General features: G+C 72.7%; 24 protein-coding genes. 12 read left to right on the forward strand and 12 right to left on the reverse strand.

Translation table 11 applies throughout. The annotated features are described in order from the left end of the window. Positions 1-21: 21 nt before the first annotated feature. Genes mnhG through DEI84_RS13405 form a run of 6 tightly spaced genes read right to left on the reverse strand, consistent with a single transcriptional unit; the run spans position 22 to position 6,457 of the window. Positions 22-387, reverse strand: coding sequence for a monovalent cation/H(+) antiporter subunit G (gene mnhG, locus DEI84_RS13380; protein WP_110891209.1), 366 nt, complete (start codon positions 385-387; stop codon positions 22-24). Beyond that, a complete protein-coding gene (locus DEI84_RS13385) occupies positions 384-797 on the reverse strand; it encodes a hypothetical protein (protein WP_110891210.1) in 414 nt (137 codons plus the stop codon). Before DEI84_RS13385 ends, mnhG begins: the two co-directional genes overlap by 4 nt. Beyond that, positions 794-1,375: a Na+/H+ antiporter subunit E gene (locus tag DEI84_RS13390; RefSeq protein WP_110891211.1), complete on the reverse strand. Its 582-nt coding sequence runs from the start codon at positions 1,373-1,375 to the stop codon at positions 794-796. Before DEI84_RS13390 ends, DEI84_RS13385 begins: the two co-directional genes overlap by 4 nt. Next, positions 1,372-3,105 (reverse strand): Na+/H+ antiporter subunit D, encoded by a 1,734-nt coding sequence (locus DEI84_RS13395; RefSeq protein WP_110891212.1) that lies wholly within the window; start codon positions 3,103-3,105, stop codon positions 1,372-1,374. Before DEI84_RS13395 ends, DEI84_RS13390 begins: the two co-directional genes overlap by 4 nt. After that, positions 3,102-3,587 carry a Na(+)/H(+) antiporter subunit C gene (locus DEI84_RS13400; protein ID WP_110891213.1) on the reverse strand — a complete coding sequence of 162 codons (486 nt, stop codon included), beginning with the start codon at positions 3,585-3,587 and terminating at the stop codon, positions 3,102-3,104. The genes DEI84_RS13395 and DEI84_RS13400 overlap by 4 nt, the downstream gene beginning before the upstream one ends. Continuing rightward, positions 3,584-6,457 carry a Na+/H+ antiporter subunit A gene (locus DEI84_RS13405; RefSeq protein WP_110891214.1) on the reverse strand — a complete coding sequence of 958 codons (2,874 nt, stop codon included), beginning with the start codon at positions 6,455-6,457 and terminating at the stop codon, positions 3,584-3,586. The genes DEI84_RS13400 and DEI84_RS13405 overlap by 4 nt, the downstream gene beginning before the upstream one ends. Positions 6,458-6,673: 216 nt before the next feature. Here DEI84_RS13405 and DEI84_RS13410 point away from each other — a divergent pair, with 216 nt between their 5' ends. The 4 genes from DEI84_RS13410 (at position 6,674) to DEI84_RS13425 (ending at position 10,491) form a co-directional block, all read left to right on the forward strand. Then, positions 6,674-7,294, forward strand: coding sequence for a DedA family protein (locus DEI84_RS13410; RefSeq protein ID WP_181419504.1), 621 nt, complete (start codon positions 6,674-6,676; stop codon positions 7,292-7,294). A 94-nt stretch (positions 7,295-7,388) separates the two neighbouring features. After that, a complete protein-coding gene (locus DEI84_RS13415; protein WP_258371789.1) occupies positions 7,389-8,294 on the forward strand; it encodes an SMP-30/gluconolactonase/LRE family protein in 906 nt (301 codons plus the stop codon). Positions 8,295-8,311: 17 nt separating this feature from the next. Then, positions 8,312-9,463 (forward strand): 23S rRNA (uracil(747)-C(5))-methyltransferase RlmC, encoded by a 1,152-nt coding sequence (gene rlmC / locus DEI84_RS13420; protein WP_110891216.1) that lies wholly within the window; start codon positions 8,312-8,314, stop codon positions 9,461-9,463. A 338-nt stretch (positions 9,464-9,801) separates the two neighbouring features. After that, the gene (locus tag DEI84_RS13425) at positions 9,802-10,491 is read left to right on the forward strand and encodes a transglycosylase family protein (protein ID WP_110891217.1); all 690 of its coding nucleotides are present in this window, start codon (positions 9,802-9,804) and stop codon (positions 10,489-10,491) included. Between the two features lie 111 nt (positions 10,492-10,602). Here DEI84_RS13425 and DEI84_RS13430 read toward each other — a convergent pair whose 3' ends face one another. Both DEI84_RS13430 and DEI84_RS13435 read right to left on the reverse strand, forming a co-directional pair. Next, positions 10,603-11,631, reverse strand: coding sequence for an LCP family protein (locus DEI84_RS13430; protein WP_110891218.1), 1,029 nt, complete (start codon positions 11,629-11,631; stop codon positions 10,603-10,605). 81 nt (positions 11,632-11,712) lie between these two features. Continuing rightward, positions 11,713-12,126, reverse strand: coding sequence for a MarR family winged helix-turn-helix transcriptional regulator (locus DEI84_RS13435; RefSeq protein ID WP_110891219.1), 414 nt, complete (start codon positions 12,124-12,126; stop codon positions 11,713-11,715). Between the two features lie 92 nt (positions 12,127-12,218). Between DEI84_RS13435 and DEI84_RS13440 the strand changes: the two genes are divergently transcribed. Beyond that, a complete protein-coding gene (locus DEI84_RS13440) occupies positions 12,219-12,869 on the forward strand; it encodes a GntR family transcriptional regulator (protein WP_110891220.1) in 651 nt (216 codons plus the stop codon). A gap of 12 nt (positions 12,870-12,881) precedes the next feature. Here the strand turns inward: DEI84_RS13440 and DEI84_RS13445 are convergent, their stop codons facing one another. Further along, positions 12,882-13,718 (reverse strand): YdcF family protein, encoded by an 837-nt coding sequence (locus DEI84_RS13445; RefSeq protein WP_146236377.1) that lies wholly within the window; start codon positions 13,716-13,718, stop codon positions 12,882-12,884. Between the two features lie 136 nt (positions 13,719-13,854). Between DEI84_RS13445 and DEI84_RS13450 the strand changes: the two genes are divergently transcribed. The 3 genes from DEI84_RS13450 to DEI84_RS13460 are packed head-to-tail and all read left to right on the forward strand — an operon-like array spanning position 13,855 to position 16,797. Then, entirely contained in the window at positions 13,855-15,360 is a 1,506-nt protein-coding gene (locus DEI84_RS13450) for an LCP family protein (protein WP_258371790.1), read from the forward strand. 43 nt (positions 15,361-15,403) lie between these two features. Further along, positions 15,404-16,018, forward strand: coding sequence for an RNA polymerase sigma factor (locus DEI84_RS13455; protein WP_110891222.1), 615 nt, complete (start codon positions 15,404-15,406; stop codon positions 16,016-16,018). Beyond that, on the forward strand, positions 16,015-16,797 hold the full coding sequence (locus DEI84_RS13460) for an endonuclease/exonuclease/phosphatase family protein (protein WP_110891223.1): 783 nt from the start codon (positions 16,015-16,017) through the stop codon (positions 16,795-16,797). Before DEI84_RS13455 ends, DEI84_RS13460 begins: the two co-directional genes overlap by 4 nt. Positions 16,798-16,819: 22 nt before the next feature. Here DEI84_RS13460 and DEI84_RS13465 read toward each other — a convergent pair whose 3' ends face one another. Then, complete coding sequence (locus DEI84_RS13465; RefSeq protein WP_146236378.1) at positions 16,820-17,548, reverse strand: hypothetical protein; 729 nt, start codon at positions 17,546-17,548, stop codon at positions 16,820-16,822. A gap of 144 nt (positions 17,549-17,692) precedes the next feature. On the opposite strand from DEI84_RS13465, the gene DEI84_RS13470 reads away from it, so the two are divergent. Both DEI84_RS13470 and DEI84_RS13475 read left to right on the forward strand, forming a co-directional pair. Continuing rightward, complete coding sequence (locus DEI84_RS13470) at positions 17,693-17,899, forward strand: hypothetical protein (RefSeq protein ID WP_110891225.1); 207 nt, start codon at positions 17,693-17,695, stop codon at positions 17,897-17,899. A 95-nt stretch (positions 17,900-17,994) separates the two neighbouring features. Continuing rightward, a complete protein-coding gene (locus DEI84_RS13475; RefSeq protein ID WP_110825594.1) occupies positions 17,995-18,906 on the forward strand; it encodes an SDR family oxidoreductase in 912 nt (303 codons plus the stop codon). Positions 18,907-18,989: 83 nt separating this feature from the next. Here the strand turns inward: DEI84_RS13475 and DEI84_RS13480 are convergent, their stop codons facing one another. Further along, on the reverse strand, positions 18,990-19,310 hold the full coding sequence (locus tag DEI84_RS13480; protein WP_110825593.1) for a hypothetical protein: 321 nt from the start codon (positions 19,308-19,310) through the stop codon (positions 18,990-18,992). Between the two features lie 181 nt (positions 19,311-19,491). On the opposite strand from DEI84_RS13480, the gene DEI84_RS13485 reads away from it, so the two are divergent. Beyond that, complete coding sequence (locus DEI84_RS13485; RefSeq protein ID WP_110825592.1) at positions 19,492-20,211, forward strand: TetR/AcrR family transcriptional regulator; 720 nt, start codon at positions 19,492-19,494, stop codon at positions 20,209-20,211. Between the two features lie 116 nt (positions 20,212-20,327). Continuing rightward, the gene (locus tag DEI84_RS13490) at positions 20,328-20,522 is read left to right on the forward strand and encodes a DUF2795 domain-containing protein (protein ID WP_110825591.1); all 195 of its coding nucleotides are present in this window, start codon (positions 20,328-20,330) and stop codon (positions 20,520-20,522) included. 131 nt (positions 20,523-20,653) lie between these two features. Here the strand turns inward: DEI84_RS13490 and DEI84_RS13495 are convergent, their stop codons facing one another. After that, positions 20,654-22,156, reverse strand: a complete 1,503-nt coding sequence (locus tag DEI84_RS13495) for a threonine/serine exporter ThrE family protein (protein WP_110891226.1) — start codon at positions 22,154-22,156, stop codon at positions 20,654-20,656. Between the last annotated feature and the right edge of the window lie 88 nt (positions 22,157-22,244).

The following is a 22,244-nucleotide window of genomic DNA, read 5'->3' on the forward strand; positions in this document are numbered from 1 at the left end:
CGCTGCCGTCCGGGACGGCGGTCAGGCCTCGGTGTCGTCGACCAGCAGCTCCTCGTGCCGGTAGTCGCCCGAACGCAGCCCGGCCCGGGCGATCATGTGCGTCGACACCGGCACGAGTGCGAGCTGGAACACCATCGCCGGCAGGACCACCCAGAGCGCCGTCCACGTCCACACGGCGACGACGACCGCCGCCAGACAGCAGGCGAGGCCGAGCACCTGCGGCTTCGACATCGCGTGCAGCCGGACCAGCGGGTCCGGGAAGCGCACGATGCCGATCGCCGCGGCCAGGGACAGCGATGCCCCGACGAGCAGCAGCGCGAGGGCGATCCAGGCGCGGATCCCGGCGGCGTCGAGGAACGCCTGGAGCATGTCCGTCATCTCGGTCATCGCTGGCCTCCTGCGGTGTGGCCGTGGTCGTCCTCGGCCGCGGCGTCGTCGGCCTGGCCGGCGACCGCCGCTTCGTCCGCTGCCTGGACGGCATGCTCCGGCGTGGTGGCGTCCATGCCCTCGTCCTCGGGGTCGGTGGAGGGCGTGACGGCCCGCGCGACGGCGACGGTCGCGAAGACACTGGTCGCGGCGATGACGACGAGCACGGGGACCGCGCTGAGGTCCTGCCGGATGACGATCGCCGCGGCGATGACGAGCAGCACGGTGGTGAGCACCATGTCCGACCCGATCATCCGGTCGAGGATCGTCGGTCCGCGCACGATCCGGCCGACCGCGAGCGCGAGGGTCGCGCCGAGGAGCAGCAGCACGAGGGCGACCCCGACGGCCATGACGACGACGGCGGCGCTCACCGGGTCACCTCCGGCAGCGGCTCGGACAGCTCGGACACGTCCTGCTGCGACCCGATCGCCCTGATGACGAGCGCCTCGATGGTCATCGCTTCCCGACAGGCGTGGTCCACCTGTCCGATGCGCTCGGTGTCGAGCACGTGCAGCAGCAGGCGTCGGCGCCGCAGGTCCTCGTCGATGACGTAGGAACCGGGGACGAGCGAGATCGCGATCGTCGACAGCGTGAACGTCATCTCCGAGGTGGTGTGCAGCTGCACGAGGACGATCGAGCTCTTCCGCACCCCTCGCGGCCGGACGGCGACCCAGGCGACCCGGAACGACGCCGCGACGACGTACCCGGCCCACACGACGAGGAACCGGAGCACGTGCAGGACGGAGAACCGTGCGGACAGCGGGACCGGTGGCAGCGGCAGCAGCTGCGTGACGAGCAGCGCGACGACGATCCCGCAGAGCAGGGTCAGCGGCGTCCAGTTGCCCCAGAGCAGCGCCCACAGCACGGTCAGGCCGGCGACCAGGGGCACGTCGTACCGCCAGGCCAGGGCCATCCGGCGTGCGTTCGTGTAGCGGCGGGCGTCGCTCATCGCTCGTCACCTCCGAGCACGGCCTGCACGTAGCGGTCCGGCGACTCGAGGGACTCGGCGGCGCGGGTCGCGTACCCGTAGAGCGGACCGGCGACGACCGTCAGGGCGACCGAGCCGAGGACGGCGACCGTCGTCACCGCGACCATCATCCGCGGGAGCGAGGACCGGGCGTGCTCGGAGGACGGGGCGTCGCCCGTGCTGTGGGCGTCGGACCGCGTCGGGTCGTCGAGGGTGCCGATCGAACCGTCCCCGGCCGGGGCGCGGACGACCGCGCCGGGCACGCCGGCGGGGGCCGTGCCTCCCGTCCGGTCGTCCGTCGCGTCCTCGGGCACGGTGACCGGGGCGGGCTCGGGTGCCCGGAGGTGCTCGTGCGGCTCGGCGACGCTGGCGTGCGGTGCGGCCGCCTCGGCGGCGGGCTTCGGCCGCCAGAAGGCGGCGTCCCAGACGCGCATCAGCGCGTACAGGGTCAGGAGGCTCGTCACGACCCCGGCGCCGATGGTCACGTAGGCGAGTGGCGAGCCGTCCTCGGCTGCCGCGCGGAACAGGCCGAGCTTGCCGATGAAGCCGGAGAACGGCGGGATCCCGCCCAGGTTGAACGCGGGGACGAGGTAGAGCGCCGCGAGCAGCGGGGCCGCCGTGAGGAGACCGCCGAGTGACCGCGTCGACGTCGTGCCGCCGACCCGCTCCATGAGCCCGGAGACGAGGAACAGTGTCGTCTGCACGACGATGTGGTGCACCGTGTAGAAGACCGCCGCCGCCGTGCCGATCACCGATCCGAGCCCGATGCCCATCACCATGAAGCCGATGTGGCTGATCAGGGTGAACGACAGCAACCGTTTCACGTCCGTCTGCGACACCGCGCCGAGCACGCCGACGATCATCGTCAGCGTGGCGACCACGAGCAGGACCGTGTTCAGCTGGGGCCGGGGGAAGATGATCGTCTCCAGCCGGATGATCGCGTAGATGCCGACCTTCGTCAGCAGGCCCGCGAACACCGCCGTCACCGGGGCCGGGGCGGTCGGGTACGAGTCCGGCAGCCAGAACGCGAGCGGGAAGACCGCTGCCTTGATGCCGAACCCGATGAGCAGCATGGTGTGCAGCAGGAGCTGGACGTGGTCGGGCAGGTCGGCCACGCGCTCGCTGATCTGGGCGATGTTCACCGTGCCGGTCGCACCGTAGACCAGGCCGATGGCGGCGAGGAAGATCGACGACGAGATGAGGCTCGTGATGATGTAGGTCGTGCCGGCGCGGACCCGCTGCACGCTGCCGCCGACGGTGATGAGCACGTAGCTCGCGACCAGGAGCATCTCGAACGCCACGTACAGGTTGAACAGGTCACCGGCGATGAACGAGTCGAGGACGCCCGCGGCGAGCACGAGGTACGTCGGGTAGAAGATCGTGACCGGTGCGTCCTCGTCGTCGTCCGCCAGACCCTGGCCGATCGAGAAGAGCAGGACGACGAGCAGCACCGACGCCGACACGGTCAGGAGCAGGGCGCTCAGCCGGTCGACCACGAGCGAGATCCCGTACGGCGCCTGCCACCCGCCGACCTGCACGACGATCGTGCCGTGGCGGTCGACGAGCACCATGAGCGTGACGGCGACCGCGACGGCGATGACGAGCACCGCGACCGTGATGGCGCGCTGCAGCTGCTGGTGCCGGAGCAGCCCGAGGGCGACGGCTGCCCCGAGGAGCGGGACGAGGACGAGGAGCGGGACGAGGGCGGTCACGGGTGGGCCTGCTCTCGGTCGGTGTCGTGGGGAGCGCTGACGTGCGGGTCGTCCTCGTCCTCGGGGGCCTTCGGGTCGCGCGGTGCGGCGTCGTCCTCCTCGGCGAGCTCCGGGTCGTCGTCGGCGGGGTCCTGGCGGTCCTGCCGGATCGCGACGTCGGCCTCGTCGACCTCGACCTCGTCGGCGCGGGACAGCCGCCACGAGCGGTGGATGAGCGCGAGCAGGAACGCGCTCACCGCGAAGGTGATGACGATCGCGGTCAGGGCGAAGGCCTGGGGGAGCGGGTCGGCGATGCCGTCCGCCGACTTCCCGATCGGCGGGTCGCCCGCGGCACCCGACATCGTCAGGAGCAGCAGGTTCAGCGCGTTGCCGAGCAGCAGGAACCCGAGCAGCATCCGGGTCAGGGAGCGTTCGAGGAGCAGGTAGACGCCGCACGAGAAGAGCACGGCCATCGCGATGACGAGGACGAGGGTGACTGTCATGCGTTGGTTCCCTCCATGGTGTCGGCGGCGGGTGTGCGGCGGTCCTCGATGCGCTGGCGGTCGACCTCGGCGCCGAGCGAGCGGAGGACGTCGAGCACGAGCCCGACGACGACGAGGTACACGCCGATGTCGAAGAACGTGGCGGTGACGAACTCGACGTGCCCGAGCACGGGGACGGTCGCCTCGAAGAACTCGGAGTACAGCGCCTCCTTGCCGGCGACCATCGGGACGATCGCCGTGACCGCCGCCGTGGCGACGCCGAGCCCGAGGAGTCGTCCGGCCCGGATCGGAGCCGCCGCGCCGAGTTCGGCCGGTCCGCCGGCGAGGTACCGGGCGGCCAGGGCGATGCCGGCCACCAGTCCGCCCGCGAACCCGCCACCGGCCGAGTTGTGCCCGGCGAAGAGCAGGTAGAGCGACAGCACGACGAGCCCGTGGAACAGCAGCCGGACGACGATGTCGAGCAGGGCGGAGCGGCCGGTGGGGATCGCTGCGCTCGTCGGCAGCCAGGCGCGCGGTTCCCCGTCGGCACGGTCGTCGCCGTTCGCCACCCCGGCCGGCATGTCCCGCAGGCGGGGCAGGGTGTCCTCGCGGGACTTCACGAAGATGAGGCTCGCGACGCCGGTCGCGGCGGCCACGACGACGGTGAGCTCGCCGAGCGTGTCCCATCCGCGGAGGTCGACCAGTGCGACGTTGACGACGTTGAGCCCGTGGCCGAACGAACTGGTCAGCGCGGGCAGGTCAGGCCACAGCGGTCGGGCGGTACGGGCCGAGGCGGCGACGATGACCACGGTCGCCAGGGTGACGCCGGCGAGGGCGGCGAACAGCGCCCGGAGGACCCGGAAGCGCGAGGGGTTGGCGGTGCCGATCTTCGGGGGCAGGCGTCGGAGCACGAGCACGAAGGCGATGAGGGTGACGGTCTCCACGACGAGCTGCGTCAACGCGAGGTCGACGGCGCCGTGCAGCAGGAACAGGATCGACGTCCCGTACCCGGTGACCCCGACCAGCACGGCGGCGGCGAACCGGGTCTTCGCGGCGAGCACGGACACCGCGGCGGCCGACATCACGACGACCACCGGGAGTTGCCCCCACGTGTCGGCGAAGCGGACGTGGAACTCCCACGGGCCGCCGACGACGAGGTTCAGCAGAGCGCCGGCGACGAAGACCGACAGGATCACCGTCAGGTAGTACGGCAGCGAGCCGCGCTGCAGGCTCGCGGTGAGCCAGGTCGCGAACCGGTCGAGTGCCCGCATCAGGCGGCGGTAGGTGCCCGACGCCGAGGGGGACCCGGCCAAGCGGTGCTGCACGGCCTCGACCCGGGCGCGGACGAGGAACAGCGCGATCCCGGCGACGAGCGTCAGCGCGGAGAGGCCGAGCGCGGGCTCGAGCCCGTGCCAGAGGGCCAGGTGCGGGACCTCGCCGGAGCCGTGCCGCGCGGTCTCGGCGGCGGACTCGAAGCCGTGCGCGACGAACGGGGTCGCGAGGCCGAGCACGAGTCCGGTGACGCCGAGCAGCGACGGGACGACCCCCATCCCGTGCAGGGCGTGCGGCTCGGTCTGCGGGACCCCGGCCTTGCGGGCGAAGGTGCCCCAGAAGAACCGGCAGGAGTACGCCACGGTCAGGGCCGAGCCGACGGCGATGCCCACGAGCGCGGTCCAGGCCCACACCGCGTCCGTGCCGTGCAGCTCCTCGACGAAGCCGGTGAGCACGGCCTCCTTCGCGACGAAGCCGACGAGCGGCGGGATCCCGGACATCGACGCGAGCGCGAGCACGGCGACCGCGGCGAGCCAGGGGAGGCGTCGGCCCAGACCGCTGAGCTTCCCGAGGTCGCGGGTGCCGGCGACGTGGTCGACCGTCCCGACGACCAGGAACAGCGTCGACTTGAAGGTGGCGTGCGCCACGAGCAGCACGATGCCGCCCAGGGCGATCTCCGGCGCTCCCCACCCGGCGGCGAGCAGCAGGAAGCCGAGCTGGGCCACGGTGCCGTAGGCGAGCAGGAGCTTGAGGTCGGTCTGCCGGAGCGCCCGGTACCCGCCGACGAGCATCCCGAGCACACCGAGGACGGTGACCGTCTCACGCCAGCCGTCGAGCAGCGCGAACGCCGGGGCGAGGCGCGCGACGAGGTAGATCCCCGCCTTCACCATCGCCGCCGCGTGCAGGTACGCGCTCACCGGGGTCGGCGCGGCCATCGCGGCCGGCAGCCAGAAGTGGAACGGCACGATCGCGGACTTCGTCAGCGCGCCGACGAGCACGAGCACGACGGACACCGACACCGCGGTGCCGGTCGGGGGAGCGGCGATGATGCCGGACAGCGAGGTCGTCCCGGCGGCGACCGAGATCACCACGAGGCCCGCCAGCATCGCGAGCCCGCCCGCGGTGGTCACGACGAGCGCCTGCATGGCCGCTGCGCGACTGGCCCGCTTCACGGCGTCGTGGCCGATGAGCAGGTACGAGAAGACCGTCGTGGCCTCCCACAGGACGAACAGCACGATGACGTCGTCGGCGATCACCAGGCCGTACATCGACCCGGCGAACGCGGTCAGCACGCCCGCGAACCGACCGAGCCCGGGCTCGTCGGCGTCGAAGTACGAGGCGCAGTAGACGAGCACGAGTGCGCCGACCGCGGTGACGACCAGCGCGAGCACCCACGACAGGGCGTCCACCCGGAACGCGAGGTCGAGTGCGAGTTGCGGGATCCACCGCACCCGCTCCGTGACACCGCCGCCGAGTGCGGCAGGGGTCTGCGTCACCGTCAGGACGGCGGCGGCCGCGGGTGCGAGGGCGGCGACGAAGAAGACGCGGCGCCCGAGCAGGGGGGTGAGTGCGGGGACGACGAGTGCGATGACGCCGAACGCGATGAGGACGGTGGACAAGCGGACACCTCCTCGGGGGTCGGGCTGCAGTCCGGCTCTCTTGGTTCCTCACAGCCTACGGAGAGGCGGATGAGCAGAGCCTGTACGGGCGGACAGGATGGGCCGAGCCGGAGCAGACTGATCCCTTCCGCGCATCTGTCCGGGTGCAGCCCGGCCTGCCGATCTGGGATGATCGGACGGACGGTGCCGATCTCGCGCGCCGCGGAGGGTGACCCGGTGGACGCAGCAGAACAGGTGGTGCTCCAACTCGTCGGCACCCCGTGGGCGTTCCTCGCCGTCGGTCTCGTGCTCGCCGTCGGCAGCGTCGCGGTGTTCCTGCCGAGCCAGGCGATGGTGGTGGCGATCGGTACGCTCCTGGTCGGTGGCGACGGCGGGCTCCTGCCGGTGCTCCTCCTCGTCGTCGCGGCGACGACCGGCATGGTGCTCGGTGACCTCGGGCTCTACCACCTGGCGCGCTCGGCGGACCTCGGCTCGAAGTCCTGGTTCACGCGGCCGAAGGTCAGGAAGGCGCGGGAGGCCATCGACGAGCGCTACCGGTCGGCACCCGGGCGCATCGCGGTCCTCGGCCGGTTCATCCCGATGGGCCGGCTCACCACGAACCTCGTGGGTGCCGACAGCGGACTCGACGCCCGGCGGTTCCTGCTCGCCTGCCTGCTCGCCGACGTCGTATGGGCCGCGTACTGTGTCGCGATCGCGGCGGCGACCGGGAGTTGGAGCCGCGACCAGCCGTTCCTCGTGACGGTGGTGGCGGTCGTGGCGTCGATCCTCCTCGGACTCGGCATCTCCGCGGTCGAGAAGGCCCTGCGCCGGCGGAGCGAAGCGGTCGCCGCGCGCTGAGTGCCCGCGGCGGCCGATCGGCCGCGACGGACTGGGTGCCGCACGGACGCGCGCCCGTACCGTGGTGGGACCGTCCGCGTCCGGAGGAGGACCCGTGCCCGAGTCGACCATCGCCGAGCTCGTCCCCGACCCCACCGCGCTCGAGACCCTCGACACCGGCAGCACCTGGGCCGAGGGTCCGTGCTGGATCCCCGCGACCCGGACGCTCCGCTGGTCGGACATCCCCGGCGACCGGATCATGCAGTGGTCCGCGGCGGACGGTACGGTGTCGGTGTACGCCGACGACGTGGAGTACACGAACGGCCGGACCCTCGACCGGGACGGATCGGTGGTGCAGTGCTCGCACGGGCTGCGCCGGGTCGAGCGTGACCGGGACGGCACCGTGACCCCGATCACGTCGTCCTGGGGAGGGGTCCGCTACAACTCCCCGAACGACGTCGTCGTCACCCGGGACGGCAGCGTCTGGTTCACCGACCCCGCGTACGGCATCACCCAGCCCCGCGAGGGACACCCGGGCGTGCGGGAGTACGGCGACCACTGGGTGTTCCGCTGCGGACCCGCCGGCGAGGACCTCCGCCCGGTCGTCCTCGACGTCGACGAGCCGAACGGCCTGGCGTTCTCGCCCGACGAGCGCGTGCTGTACGTCGCGAGCTCGGACCGTGCCCGCCCGGTGATCCGCGCGTATGACGTCGTGGTGGACGCCGACGCGGCCGGAGCCCCGGCCGTGCGGGTGAAGAACGGCCGCGACCTCGTGCGCTTCGCTCCGGACGAGGGCGTGCCGGACGGCATCCGCGTCGACGAAGCCGGACGGATCTGGTCGTCCTCCGCCCTCGGGGTGGTCGTCAGCTCCGCCGACGGGGTCCGGATCGGGACGGTCCCGGTCCCCGAGGTCGTGTCGAACCTCTGCTTCGGCGGCGACGACGGCCGCACCCTCTTCATCACGGCGACGACCTCGGTGCACCGCATCCGGACCACGACCCGGGACGCCGCCCGCCGCTGACGTATCCTGACCCGGCCATGCAGTGCGACTACTTCGACCGCGGGGTGTGCCGGTCGTGCACCCTCATGGGTCAGCCATACGGCGACCAGGTGCTCGACAAGGAACTCCGGACGCGGGAGCTCCTCCACGACGCGGTCGAGGCCGCCGGCGGCCCGGGAGCGGTCGAGTGGCTCCCCGCGGTCACGAGTCCGGAGTCGGGGTACCGCAACAAGGCGAAGATGGTGGTCGGCGGCTCCGTGCAGCACCCCACCGTCGGGATCCTCGACGACCGTCAGCGTGGCGTCGACCTGCGGCACTGCGGGATCTGCACGCCGGGCATCCAGCGGGCGCTCCCGGTGCTCGCCGAGTTCGTCTCGACCGCGGGGCTCATCCCGTACGACGTCCGCCAGCGCCGTGGTGAGCTGAAGTACGTGCTCGTCACCGAGTCGCCCGACGCCGAGCTCATGGTGCGCTTCGTCCTCCGCTCGGAGGGACAGCTCCCGCGACTCCGCGACCACCTCGACGTGCTCCGACGGGTGCTGCCGCAGGCGGTCGTCGTGACCGCGAACCTCCTGCCGGAGCACAAGGCCGTCACGGAGGGGGACCGGGAGGTCGTGCTCACCGAGCAGCAGACCCTCCCGATGCGCCTCGGTCCCGTGACGATGCACCTGCGCCCGCAGAGCTTCTTCCAGACGAACACGGCCGTCGCGACGCAGCTGTACGCGCAGGCGTCCGCGTGGATCGACGAGGTCGACCCGGCGTCGATGTGGGACCTGTACTGCGGGGTCGGCGGGTTCGCCCTGCACGCGGCCCGGCCGGGTCGTGCGGTGACCGGCATCGAGACGAGCCGGGAGGCGATCGTGTCCGCCAAGCAGTCCGCCCGTGAAGCGGGTCTGGCCGACGTCCGGTTCGCCGCGGACGACGCCACGGCGCACGCCCTCCGCGCTCGTCCCGCCGCCACCCCGGAACTCGTGGTCGTGAACCCGCCCCGGCGCGGCATCGGTGCCGAGCTCGCGGGGTGGTTCGAGGCGTCGGACGTCCGGCACGTCGTGTACTCGAGCTGCAACCCGGTCACGCTCGCGCGTGACCTCGCGGCGATGCCGTCGTACCGGCTGCGGCGGGCGCGCGTGCTCGACATGTTCCCGCAGACGGGGCACCTCGAGGCCGTGACGCTGCTCTCGCGGGCCTGACGGCCGGGAGGCGCGGTGCGGGCCCGTCCCGGGCCTCCCGTCCGCCTCGCACATCGTCGGGCCGGGATTGCCAGGGAACTCGGAAGGTCGTGTACCCGGGTACACCCCGATCGCCGCAGGCGCGGCGATCGTGACACCCAGGTTCCGCCGAGGGGTACATACCACTGATGGGCAGAACCATTTGTCTCGGTTTGATAACGAGCCAGAGTTTCCTATGGTGGCCGACCGTGACACCGGCGCGGAGGCTGCCCCCGGTGACGCCATCAGACTGACCGCGATCGGTCGGGGTGGGCAGCCGGCGTCGGGAACGACGAGTGCGGCCCCGGTGGAGCAACGACATGAAGAACCACACCCGAACCCGCGCCCTCGTCGGCGGACTCGCCTTCGCCGGCCTCGCCGCGACGGGCGTCGGTCTCGCGGCTGCACCGGCGAGTGCGGCCAGCGGCTCGACCTGGGACGCCCTGGCAGCATGCGAGGCCAGCGGCAACTGGGCCGCGAACACCGGCAACGGCTACTACGGCGGACTGCAGTTCACGCAGAGCACCTGGGCCGCCAACGGCGGCACCGGCAGCCCGGCCGCCGCGAGCCGCGAGACGCAGATCGCGGTGGCCGAGAACGTCCTCGCCTCCCAGGGCTGGGGCGCATGGCCGGCCTGCTCCGCGAAGCTGGGCCTGAGCGGCACCACCGGCGCCGCTCCGGTGCCGCAGCCGGCCGCGCCGGCACCGGCCCCCGCCGCCCCGGCGGCCCCCGCGCAGCAGGCGGCCCCGGCCCAGCCGGCGGCTCCCGCACCGGCCCCGGCTCCGAAGGCCGCCCCGAGCACGCCGGCTCCGTCGGCGACCTCGAGCAAGCCGGCCGCGGTGCCCACGAGCGGCAAGACCGTCAAGGTGGTGTCCGGCGACACGCTCGACACCATCGCGACGAAGCTCGGCATCGACGGTGGCTGGAAGCAGCTGTGGGCGGCGAACACGTCGACCATCGACGACGCCAACCTCATCTACGCGGGGCAGACCCTGCAGCTCCCGGCCTGACGTCCAGCGTCACGCAGCCGATCGGAAGCGCCCCACGACCTCGGTCGTGGGGCGCTTCGTCGTCCCCGGTCCGGAGTCCCCGGCCCGGAGTCCCCGGACGGCCGTGTCGCCTCAGCCGGTGGCCGCGGTCCGCCCTGCCGCGTGCCCCGCGAGCCACCCCTCGACGTCGTCGGACCGCAGGGCGATGGTGAGGCTGGTCAGTTCGGCACGGTCGACCTCGACGTAGCTCTGGCCGTCCGGGCTGGTGCCACCCCCGGCGGTCGGGAGCGTGAACGTCTCGAGGTCGTGCGGCCGGATCCGGCGGAGGGACCAGCCGAGGTCGACCAGCGTGGGGAAGGTGAGGCCGGGGTCGACGGAGAGGTACGCGCTCGTCGAGCTCACGAACCGCTGCACGGCCCCGGGGTCGGTCAGGGTGTCCGCCGACAGGACCCGCTCGAGGAGCGCGTGCATGAACGCCTGCTGGTTGCGGACCCGGGTGTGGTCGGCGTCCGGGAAGGCGTAGCGCTCCCGCACGAACGTGAGCGCCGCGGCGCCGTCGAGCTCGTTCGGTCCCCGGACGAAGTGGTGTCCGCGGGCGTCGAAGGTCGCGGGGGACTGCACCGTCACGCCGCCGAGGGCGTCGGTCATCCCGACGAACCCGGCGAAGTCGATCTCGGCGACGTGGTCGATCCGGACCCCGAGGAGCTGTTCGACGGTCTGCACGGTCAGTGGGACACCGCCCCACGAGTAGGCGGCGTTGATCTTCGCCCTGCCGTGTCCGGGCACCTCGACCCAGGAGTCGCGGAGGATCGACATGAGGGAGACGTGTCTGCGGTCGGCCGAGACGTGCACGAGCATCAGGGTGTCGGAACGGCCACCGCCCACGCCGTCGTGCTGCGGGTCGAGCCGCTCCCGTGCGTCCGACCCGATGAGCAGGACGTCCAGTGCGTCCCCGTCGTCGTGCGGCCGTCCTCCGCTCGGGAAGGGGTCGTCGAGCACGGTGCGTCCCGCGTCGTACCGCTCGGCCAGGCCTCCGATGAACACGCTGGCGACGACGGCGAGCACCGTGGCGACCGCCGTGAGGGACCCGACGGTCGCCAGTAGTGCGACGAGCAGCGGGCGGCGTCGGGCGGAGCGCGCTGCGGCGCGGCGTCCGGTCACGAGACCCCCTGGGGACAGGTCGGCCCTGGTGCCGACCCGTCCAGGGTGTCATATTCCAGACGTCAGACACAAGTACCAGCGTCAGGGTGGGGTCGGCCGCGTCCCTGCGAGGATCGCGCCGAGACGACGGCGCAGCTCCGGGTCGTCCGGCAGGACCTCGCGCTCGATGTGCCGTGCGGTCTCCCACATCTCCCGCCCGCGCTCGGTGACCGTCACCACCCGGCGACGCCCGTCCTCGGGATGGGGTCCGCGGACGACGAGGCCGTCCCGTTCGAGCCGCTCGAGGGTGCGCGACATGGTCTGCGGCTGGACGCGTGCGGTCCTCGCGATGACGTCCGCGCCGGTCGGGCCGTTCCGGAGGGCGATGTCGAGTGCGATGAGTGCCGCGTGGGGCAGGCCGATCGCCCGGAGTCGTTCGTCCCACTCCCGTTCGACGGCCCGTGCGGCGGCCGCCAGCAGTCGCCCGATCGGCCACCGGGAGGGCTCGTCGTCCATGCCGCGAGTCTACGGTCGGGCGGTCCACTTCCTCCGGCGCGCTGCCGTCGCGCCTCTCGCGCCGACCGCGTGACATGTGACACGCTGAACGCATGCCAGTGCCCTCGACCCAGCCCGCTGCCGAGCGCAAGCTCCTCCGGGACACCGTGCAGGACAAGATCCGAGACGCCATCATGGACGGCACGCTCGAGCCGGGCGAGCGGCTGAACGACGACGACCTCATCGCCTGGCTCGGCGTCTCCCGCACTCCCATCCGAGAGGCTCTGGCCGAACTCGCCCGCGCCGGTCTCGTCGAGATGGCCCCCAACCGCTACACCAAGGTCGCCGCCCCCAGCGCGGCCGAGCTGCTCGACGCCTACCAGACGCTCGGCGTGATCTACGGCGGCGTCGTCCGGCTCGCGGTCCCGCGCTTCACGGACGCCGAGCGCCGCCGGGTGGTCCGGACGCTCGATGACGTGCTCGAGCGCCTCGGCGAGGGCCAGCAGGCCGAGGTCGCCCACGACGGCGCGGACCTCTACGCGATGTGGGCGGAGGCTTGCGGGAACGCGTCCCTCGCCCAGCTGTGCCGTGCCACCACCGACGGACTCGCCTTCCGGTTGCGGGTCCCCGAGCTCGCCGAGGTCGTGCCGCCCGAGGCGGTCACGCCCCGCGTGCGGGAACTCCGCGACGCCGTCGCGGCGAACGACCCGATCGCCGCGGAGCTCGCCATGGAGGCCGCCCACCTGCTGCCCAGCAGGACCTGAACCAGCCGGCGCTCAGCGGGGCAGGACCCCCGTTGCGAGCCCGAGCGACCAGAGTGCGACGATCGCCACCACCGCCGCGAGGTGCCACCAGCGGTGCATGACGAGCACGGCGGCGAACTCCCGCAGGAACGCGCTCGGGACCGCCTGCCGTGCCGTCGGGGACCCGAGCACGCGGGCGTCGAGACCGGTGCGCCGGGCCGTGATCGCGGTGCGCATCACGTGGTAGTCGTTCGTGACGACGAGCGTCCGCCCGTCCACTCCGGCGTCCTGGAGGACCGCGGAGGAGAACCGGAGGTTCTCGCGGGTGTTCCGGGAGCGCGGCTCGCGGAGGACGAGGTCGGCGGGGAGACCGTGCCCGACCAGGTACTCGGCCATGGCGTCGGCCTCGGTCCGGTCCTCGTCCGCGCCCTGCCCGCCGGACGCCACCACGACCGGGGTGCGGCCGGCGGCGTCCGACCGCCGGAACACCTCGACCGCGCGGTCGAGCCGGGACCGCAGCATCGGCGACACCTGCCCGTGCACGAGCCCGCACCCGAGCACGACGAGCGCCTCGGCCTGCTCGGACACCCGCACGTGCCCGTACGCGAGCGCGGCGCCGAGGAACACGAGGAAGGCGACGGCGACGTACCCGGCGACCGCCAGGACGAGCACGAGGACCGCCGAGCTGGTCGGGGTGTCGACCCGCGCGAGCACGACGACGAGGGCGTCGAGCGCGAGCAGAACGGTCCCGGCGACGAGTGCGAGGAGCCTGGTCAGGCTGCGGGCACCGCGGCGGAGTGCGCGGACGCCGTTTCCGACCAGGAGCACGGCGACCAGGGCGCAGCACACGGCGAGGACGGACAGGAACACCCTGCGACCGTACTGGGCGACCATGTGCGGACCGCGCCCGCCGCAGGGCCGTGAGCGGGGCCTCCCGGAGGGGTCCGTACAGCTCGTCCAGCCGGAACCCATGTCATCCGCGAGCCCCACCGTTATGGTTCTCCCCGTGACGAACGCACCCGAGGAGACCAGGCCCCGCCGTGCCGACCGCGCCGTGCCGCCCCGCCACGGGCGCCGGAAGCGCCACTGGGGAGCCGTGCTCCCCGCGGTGGCAGGCGTCCTCACCATGGCCGTGCTGCTGAGCGGTGGGTACGCGGCCTACGCGTACAACCGGCTCGCGAGCAGCGTCACGAAGGTCGACGCGATCGGCAGTGCGCCGCCGGCGGAGGACGACGTCGACGGCAGGGCGATGAACATCCTGCTCGTCGGTGACGACCACCGACCGGACAACGCCACCCCCGAGCAGCTCGCCGAGCTCAGCACCGAGTCGGACGGCGGCGCGACCAACACCGACACGATGATCGTCCTGCACATCGCCGCCGACGGCCGCAGCGCGACGATGATCTCGTTCCCGCGTGACTCGTACGTCGACATCCCGGACGTCGGCAAGGGCAAGCTCAACAGCGCCTTCGAGTACGGCACCCGCGACGGCGGCGGCGACTCCGGTGGTGCGAGGAAGCTCATCGCCACGATCCAGGACCTCAGCGGGCTGACGATCGACCACTACGTGCGGGTGTCGCTGCTCGGCTTCTACGAGATCGTCAAGCAGCTCGGCCCGGTCAACGTCTGCCTCAACCAGCCCGCCAAGGACGCCTTCTCCGGCGTCGACCTGCCTGCCGGGGTCTCGCAGCTGGACGCCAAGCAGGCGCTGTCCTTCGTCCGCCAGCGGCACGGCCTGCCGGGAGGCGACCTCGACCGCCAGGTCCGGCAGCAGTACTTCCTGTCGCAGGAGGCGCGCAAGATCCTGTCGGCCGGCACGCTCCTCAACCCGGTGAAGACCACGAAGATCATCGACGCGATCGGTGACTCGGTGGAGACCGACCAGGGCCTCGACCTGCTCGCGCTCGCGCGGCAGATGAGCAACCTCCGCCCGTCGAACATCAAGTCCGCGACCATCCCCATCCTCGGCACCCCGACGGTCTACCCGAACGGGTACGCGCTCTCCGTGGTCGAGGTCGACACCGCCGGCATGCCCGCCTTCGTCCAGGGCCTCGTCGGGGAGCCGCCCGCGTACACCGACGCGAAGGCCGCTGACCCGGCGTCCGTGTCCATCACCGTCACCAACGGAAGCGGTGTCACCGGCGCCGCGGCCACCGCGAGCGGCGTGCTCACCGGACGCGGGTTCCAGGTCGGGACGCCCGGCTCCTCGGCGACGACGGCCACGACGATGGTCCAGTACCCGGCTGGCCAAGAGGCCCAGGCCAAGGCCGTCGCGTCCGTGGTCCCCGGCGCGGTGCCGGTCCAGAGCACTGCGGTGCAGGGGGTCACCCTGGTCCTCGGTACGGACGGCGCGATGCCCTCCGCTCCCGCTGCGGCGCAGCCGTCGGAGGAGGCCCAGCCGTCCCAGCCGTCGGAGGAGGCCGAGGCGTCAAAGCCGGCCGAGCCCGCGGAACCCAGCCCCTCGTCCACCGCGGTGCACGAGTTCGGCCAGGAAGGCGTCTGCATCAACTAGCGCTCCCCGCCCTCACCCAGGGTGGTATGTCACGTTCTGGTTCGTGGACGACGAACTCGAGCGACGCCGTACCGAGGAACGAGCTCTGCTGTCGCAGGTAGCAGCGGGGGACCGGGCGGCCTTCCGGCTGCTCGACCAGCGCTTCCGTCCCCTGGTGGTCCAGGTCGCCCGCAGGGTGTCGGGTGACAGCTGGCTCGCCGAGGACGTGGCCCAGGACGTGATGTTCGAGGTCTGGCGTCTCGCCCCCCGCTACGACCCCGCGCACCCGGTGGTCACCTGGATCCGGACCATCGCCACGCGCCGGGCGATCGACCGGGTGCGGAAGGCCCAGGCCGACCGGGAACGCGACCGTCGGATCGGATCACGCCACTCCGATCTCGTCGACCACGGTGCGGTGGAGCGCGCGGAGTCGGTCCTCGACCGCCGCAGCCTGCACCGCGCGATCGATGCGCTCCCGGAGCAGCAGCGACGAGCGGTCGTCCTCCGGTACCTCGCCGAGTTGTCCGGGCCCGAGCTCGGGCGAGCGCTGGGCGTCCCGACCGGGACCGCGAAGACCCGGGCGCGGGACGGGGTGATGACCCTCCGCCGAGCCCTCTGCGGCCAACGGACGCACGAGGGCGGCGGCGCCCCGGTGCCTCCGGGTAAGTTCGACGGGTGACCAGCACCGCGCGCCCGATCACCCTCATGACCTACAACATCAAGAACCCGGACCCGGCGCACGACTGGCCCGCTCGCCGCCCGGTCGTCCTCGACCTCATCCGCCGGCACGACCCGGACCTGGTGTGCGTGCAGGAGGCGTTCGACCACCAGATGGACGACCTCCGCGCCGGGCTGCCCGACCACGCCGACATCGGTCAGGGTCGCGAGGGCGGCACCGCGGGCGAGCACGCCGCCGTGTTCTACCGACGCGACCGCTTCCGTCCCGCCGCCTCGGGGTCGTTCTGGCTGTCCGACACCCCGGACGAGCCGGTCTCGAACACATGGGGCAGCAAGTACCCGCGCATCGCGAACCACGTGGAGTTCCTCGATGCGGAGGGCGCGGCCTTCACGCTGCTGACCACGCACCTGGACCACGAACCGGGCCCGCACGGGGACGAGGTCCGCGGGCGCAGCGCCGCGCTGATCGTCCAGCGGCTGTCGGTCGTCGACGGACCGGTCGTGTTCGCCGGCGACTGCAACGAGCCGTCCGGGTCCGGTCCGGCGTCGCGGGTCTTCGCCGGGGCCGGGTACACCGACGCGTGGACCGTCGCCGGTGACCCCGAGGACCGGACGGCGTCCTACAACGAGTGGCAGCCGCCGGTGCCGAGCGGGGAGCGCATCGACTGGGTGCTCACCCGCGGGGTGGCCGGTGTCGACCGCGTCGTGATCGACCACGACGGCCCCGAGAGCTGGTTCGCGAGCGACCACTTCCCGGTCGTGGCGACGATCCGCATCTGAGCGGGGCGGCGACGTCGGGCGGTCAGCAGCCCCGCGTCGCGCGGACCGGCATCGGCGACCCGATGACGGTCACGGTGGACTCCTGCGTCAGGACGGACACGCCGTTCTCGCCGGCGCCCTTGCGCTCCGACGGCCACCCCGGAGCGAGTAGCAGCTGCCAGGCCTCGGCGTCCTCGGAGCCCAGCGACTCGCGCTCGTCCGCCGCGGCGTCCTCGATGCGGGAACGGACGTCGTCGCCGACCTGCACGCCGTGCGGACCGGAGAGTTCGACGGAGGTGCCGAGCCGGGAGCGGACGTGGTCGCGCAGGACCCGGATCTCGACACGGTTGCCGGCCGCTGCGGGCTCGCGCAGCGCGGCGACCCGGAGGGCTCCGCCCCAGGTCGAGGTCGTGCTCGCCGGGACGCACCGACCGGCGTCGCCGACCGCGGTCTGCGTGCGCGCCGGCGTGCCGAGCAGCCGGTTCAGGACGCCGACCGTGTGCTTCGCGTCACGCATCGAGACGACCGAGACCGTGCGGTCGTCGGCGCGCAGGACGATCGACTCGGCGGCGAGTTCGACCGAGTCGACGGTGCGGAGCGCGGCGCCGGACACGGGACGCCAGCTGGGGACCGGAGTGGACGTCGCGGTCGGGGTGGCCTCCGCCGCCGCCGCTCGGCCCGCGTCGTGACCGGGCAGACGGTCCACGGAGGCGCCACCCGCCACGAGGGCGAGCACCACGGCGCCGATCGCCGTCACGGTCCTGGGAGTCACCCGCTCGACGGTAGCCGCCAGCGCCCTGGTGGACGACGGGTGTTACCGAAACGGAGCCGCACCGTCACCGGACCGTGACATTCCGGGCGAGCGGTCCCGCCGGGTCCCGGACGCGGCCGGGGACCGTCGCGTAGCGTCGTCGACATGGCGGAGTACGTGGTGGACAGCACGGGTGACAACGCGGCGCACGGCGTCGACCTCGTCGACGGCGACGCGCCGCCCGTGCGGATGATCGTGCACGGTGACCTGCCCGACACGCTCGACCACGACGGCCGGACCTGGGCGCGCACGGGCGACGCGGAGGACCAGGGCGACGACGCTCCGCCGATCACGGTCTACCGCCCGCTCTGAGCCGCAGCCGGCCCGGCCCGGACGTGATCCGGACTGCGCGGCGGGGGACAGCCTCCTGAGCGGGGGCGGGTGCGCGGGTGCGTACCGTCTGGCGCATGACGGACCAGCGGATCGACCAGTACACCATGCAGGACCCGACGAAGCTCTACGCCGACAAGAAGCCGGACGAGCAGTACCTCGAGGGTGCCGGCACCGACGCCGAGATGGCGGAGAACGTACCCGCCGACCACGGCGAGGACACCTACCGTGGCTCGGGTCGACTCGAGGGCCGCAAGGCGCTCATCACCGGCGGCGACTCGGGCATCGGTGCCGCCGTCGCCATCGCCTACGCCCGTGAGGGTGCCGACGTCGCCATCGGCTACCTCCCCGAGGAGCAGGAGGACGCCGACCGCATCGTCGCCCTCATCGAGGCAGCCGGACGCAAGGCCGTCGCGCTGCCGGGCGACATCACGGACCTGGCGTTCTGCGAGCAGCTCGTCGCGTCCGCCGTCGAGCAGCTCGGCGGTCTCGACATCCTCGTGAACAACGCCGGCAAGCAGCAGAACGTCGACGACATCACGAAGATCTCCGACGAGGAGTTCGACGAGACGTTCAAGACGAACGCGTACGCCACCTTCCGCATCACGAAGGCCGCCGTGCCGCACCTCAAGCCAGGTTCGACGATCATCAACACGACGTCGATCCAGGCCTACGCGCCGTCGCCGCACCTGGTGCACTACGCCGCCACCAAGGCGACCGTCAACAACCTCGCGAAGGGCCTCGCCGCGCAGCTCGCGCCGAAGGGCATCCGCGTGAACGCCGTCGCACCGGGCCCGATCTGGACCCCGCTGCAGCCGGCCGGTGGCCAGCCGTCCGACGCGCTGCCGTCCGCGGGTGAGCAGACCTACCTCGGCCGCTGGGGTCAGCCCGCCGAGCTCGCGCCGGCGTTCGTGTTCCTCGCCAGCGGCGAGTCGTCCTACGTGGTGGGCGAGACGCTGCACGTCGACGGCGGCATGCCGACGCCGTAGTCACCGCGCGGCGGCGACGCCGACACGACGGGAGGCCCTCGGCTCTGCAGCCGCGGGCCTCCCGTCGTCCGGGCACCCGACGATCAGTGTGTCCCGCAGGTCCGCGCCATCGTCTCGAGGAGTTCCCGGGCGGCGAGGGCCGCCGCGAGCTCGACCTCGACGGGGTTGATGCCGACGGCCTCCTCGAACTCGCGGCGCCGGGCCTGCAGCGCGACGGGCACCTCGGGGCGTTGCGGCAGGACGGCGATCGCGGCGGCCGCGGCCTCGAAGGCACCGTCGGGACGGCCGAGGTGCTCCCACATCGTGCGGACGTCGTGCGCCACCTGCTCGGGCGTGCTGCCGAACTCGAAGCCCGCGGAGGCCATCGTCGCGAGTCCGTGGGCGGTGGAGTCGTTCGGGGACATGGCGGCATCGTCACACATCCGGACGGGACACGCCCGTGCCGGACACCGCCGCTCGCCGTACTCCGTTGTCCCCCATCTTGCCGACCCCCGTACCGGGGATGCTCGTCGCCCGCGATCTACGGGAGGATCGAGGTGCGGACAGGACGTCCGCACCCCCGGACGCCTCGGCCACGACCTGACCGTGCTCGTCCCGGACACGGAGGGCACGATGCTCGAGGACACCAGCGCCGACACGATGGCCGCAGCTGCGGCCGCGGCGACCCTGCACCTGCGGATCAGGATCGTCGGTGCGACCGTCGACCTGCTCCGTGACGTCCCCTTCCACGAGGCGCGACCCGAGCACGTCGCCGAGCGGCTCGACATCAGCACGTCCGAGCTGCACCAGCACTTCCCGTCGTGGGACGGCCTCGTCCTGGCCGCCCTCGACCGGTGGAACGGCGCGCGGATGGACGAGGTGACGCGCGAGGTCGGTGACGGCAGCACCGTCGAACTCCTGCGCGCCATCGTCGCCTCGAACGCCGAGGACCCCGCGCTCATGCGGTTGCTCGTCGCCCTGCTCAGCGTGGCGGGCAACCCGGAGCACCCGATGTCGAGCTACCTCCGCTCGCGTTACCAGCTGTTCTTCGCGCAGGTGAAGCGCGGCCTGGAGCACGACATCGCCCTCGGCCGTGCGCCGCACACGATGGACCCCCGCCGCGGTGCGGAGCAGCTCATCGCCCTGTACGAGGGGCTGCAGCTGCAGGCGCTCCTGCGCAGCGAGCTCGACCTCGTCGCGGCCTTCGACCGCGCGGTGGCGCGGCTCGAGCGCGGCTGGATGGAGCGGTACGAGGCGCAGGCACAGCGTCGGCTGTCGACCTGGTCCGACGTGTCCTGGTCGGACGACGAGAACTGGTCGGCCTGACGCTCGTCGCCGACGTCCGGCGCTGACACGGCGCCGGCTGGCCGCTGCCCGCATCCGCTGGGTCGGTGCCGAGGGAGCTCCGGGTACGCCGGGAGGTCCAACGGAAGGAACCGATCGTGGCAGCACCGAACCCCATCCAGATCCAGAAGTACCTGAGCGGCATCGACTACCCCGCCTCGAAGGACGACGTCGTGTCGACCGCCGAGAAGGAGAGCGCCCCCGACGACGTGCTCGAGGCGCTCCGTGCGATCCCGGACGGTCAGTACGACGGTCCCACGGACGTGTCCAAGGCCGTCTCGGACGCGAACTAGCGCGCCACCGCCGGGCCCGCAGGGGCAGCATCCGCGCTGAGCGACAGCGCACGTGGGGTCGACCCCGTGCGGTGTCGCTCAGTGCGAACGGCGGGCAGTGTGTGCGGGCGCGGCCGCGGGCGTCGGACGCGTCACCATCGCGGGACGGACCCGTTCCCGGGGTCGTAGCCGGAGTCGCGGATGACCGGCAGCGCGGTGGTGTCACTGTGCACCGAGTGCACATGGATGCGGCGGCCTCGACGCAGGGCGCGACGGGCCCCCGGCGTCGCGAAGAGCCCGCCGAGCACGAGCCCCGCGCCGATGGCGAGCGCCACGGTCACCGCCGACCCGAAGTCGAGCACCGAGCTGGACGACCCGCTCATCACGTTGAGCAGGGCGTTCGACACCGCGACACCGGGCAGGAGCGCGCCGCAGAAGGCCGGCACCGCGATCGCCGCGACGGCCGTCCGCATCCGCACCGCGGCGTAGGTCGAGAGCACGCCGAGCAGCACCGACGCCAGGAACGTCGCCCCGAGCAGCGGGAGCCCGAACGCCTTGAGCTGCCAGAGCGCCGCCCCCGCCGCCACGGAGAGCACCACCGCGACCGGGATCACGCGGGCGCTCGCCTGCTGCACGAAGCAGTTCGCCCCGGCCGAGACCACGGTCAGGGACAGGGACGCCCACAGCGGCAGGGCCTGCGTGACGATGCCGGACGGGTCGACCTCGAGCCGCAGCCAGTGCGTCATCGCGATGCCCGCCGGCACCCCGACGACGATCGCCGCGATGAGCATCCCGATCGTGAAGGCCCGGGCCACCGCCATCGCCCGGAACCCGGAGATCGCGTCCTGCGCCCACGTGACGAGTTGCACGTGCGGGAGCAGGAGCACCACGAGGGCGGCCACCATCGTCGCGGCGCCGGTCGGGGTGAGCACGTCCGCCCAGATCGCGAGCGTGCCGATCACCGAGGCGACGGCACCCTGGGCACCGGAGACGAAGAACTGCGGGTAGCCCCGTCCGGTCAGCCACCGGCCGGACACGATGATCCCGAGCATGAGGACGAAGGCCCCGACACCGGCCCGCCAGCCACCACCGGCCTGCATCGCGATCGAGGTGCCGAGCACCGAGAGCCCGACGTCGGCGAGCCACGTCGGCCACCGCGGCGGCATCCGGAGCACCGCGACGAGGGCGCTCACGGCGCTGGTCATGTCGCGGTCGTCGTGGATGACGTCGTCGACGATCTGGTTTGCCCACGCCAGCCGCGCCAGGTCCGCGCCGTCGGACCGGGTGCTGCGCACCTTGACGAGCGGCGGACCCTCCACGGGGGAGTACTGGATCGTCACCGCGCTGCCGGAGAAGTCGAGGTCGAGCGGCGCGAGGTTCCACTTCGTCGCGACCGCGATCACCGCCGTCTCGACGCTCCGGGTGTCGGCACCGGACGCGAGCATCACCTCGGCCAGGTCGAGACAGAAGTCGACGATCTGGCGGGCGGAGTACTGCTCCCGCAGCGACCTGGTGTCCGGCGCGACGTGCTCGTAGATGGTGCCGCGGAGCCGTGCGCGGATGTCCCGCATGTCGTGCTGGGCGACGCTCCGCGCCTTCGATCGCGGTCGGGGTGGACGGCCCGGCCGCGGGCCGGGCAGGAGCGGTTCGGCCATCGGACCATTGTGCCTCCCGTCAGTGCGTTGCTCGGTGCTTACTGCTCGAACGTCGCGTGCAGTTCGATGTCGACGCCGGTGAGGGCCT

Origin of the sequence: Curtobacterium sp. MCBD17_023 (assembly GCF_003224415.1) — a bacterium.
GTDB lineage: Bacteria > Actinomycetota > Actinomycetes > Actinomycetales > Microbacteriaceae > Curtobacterium.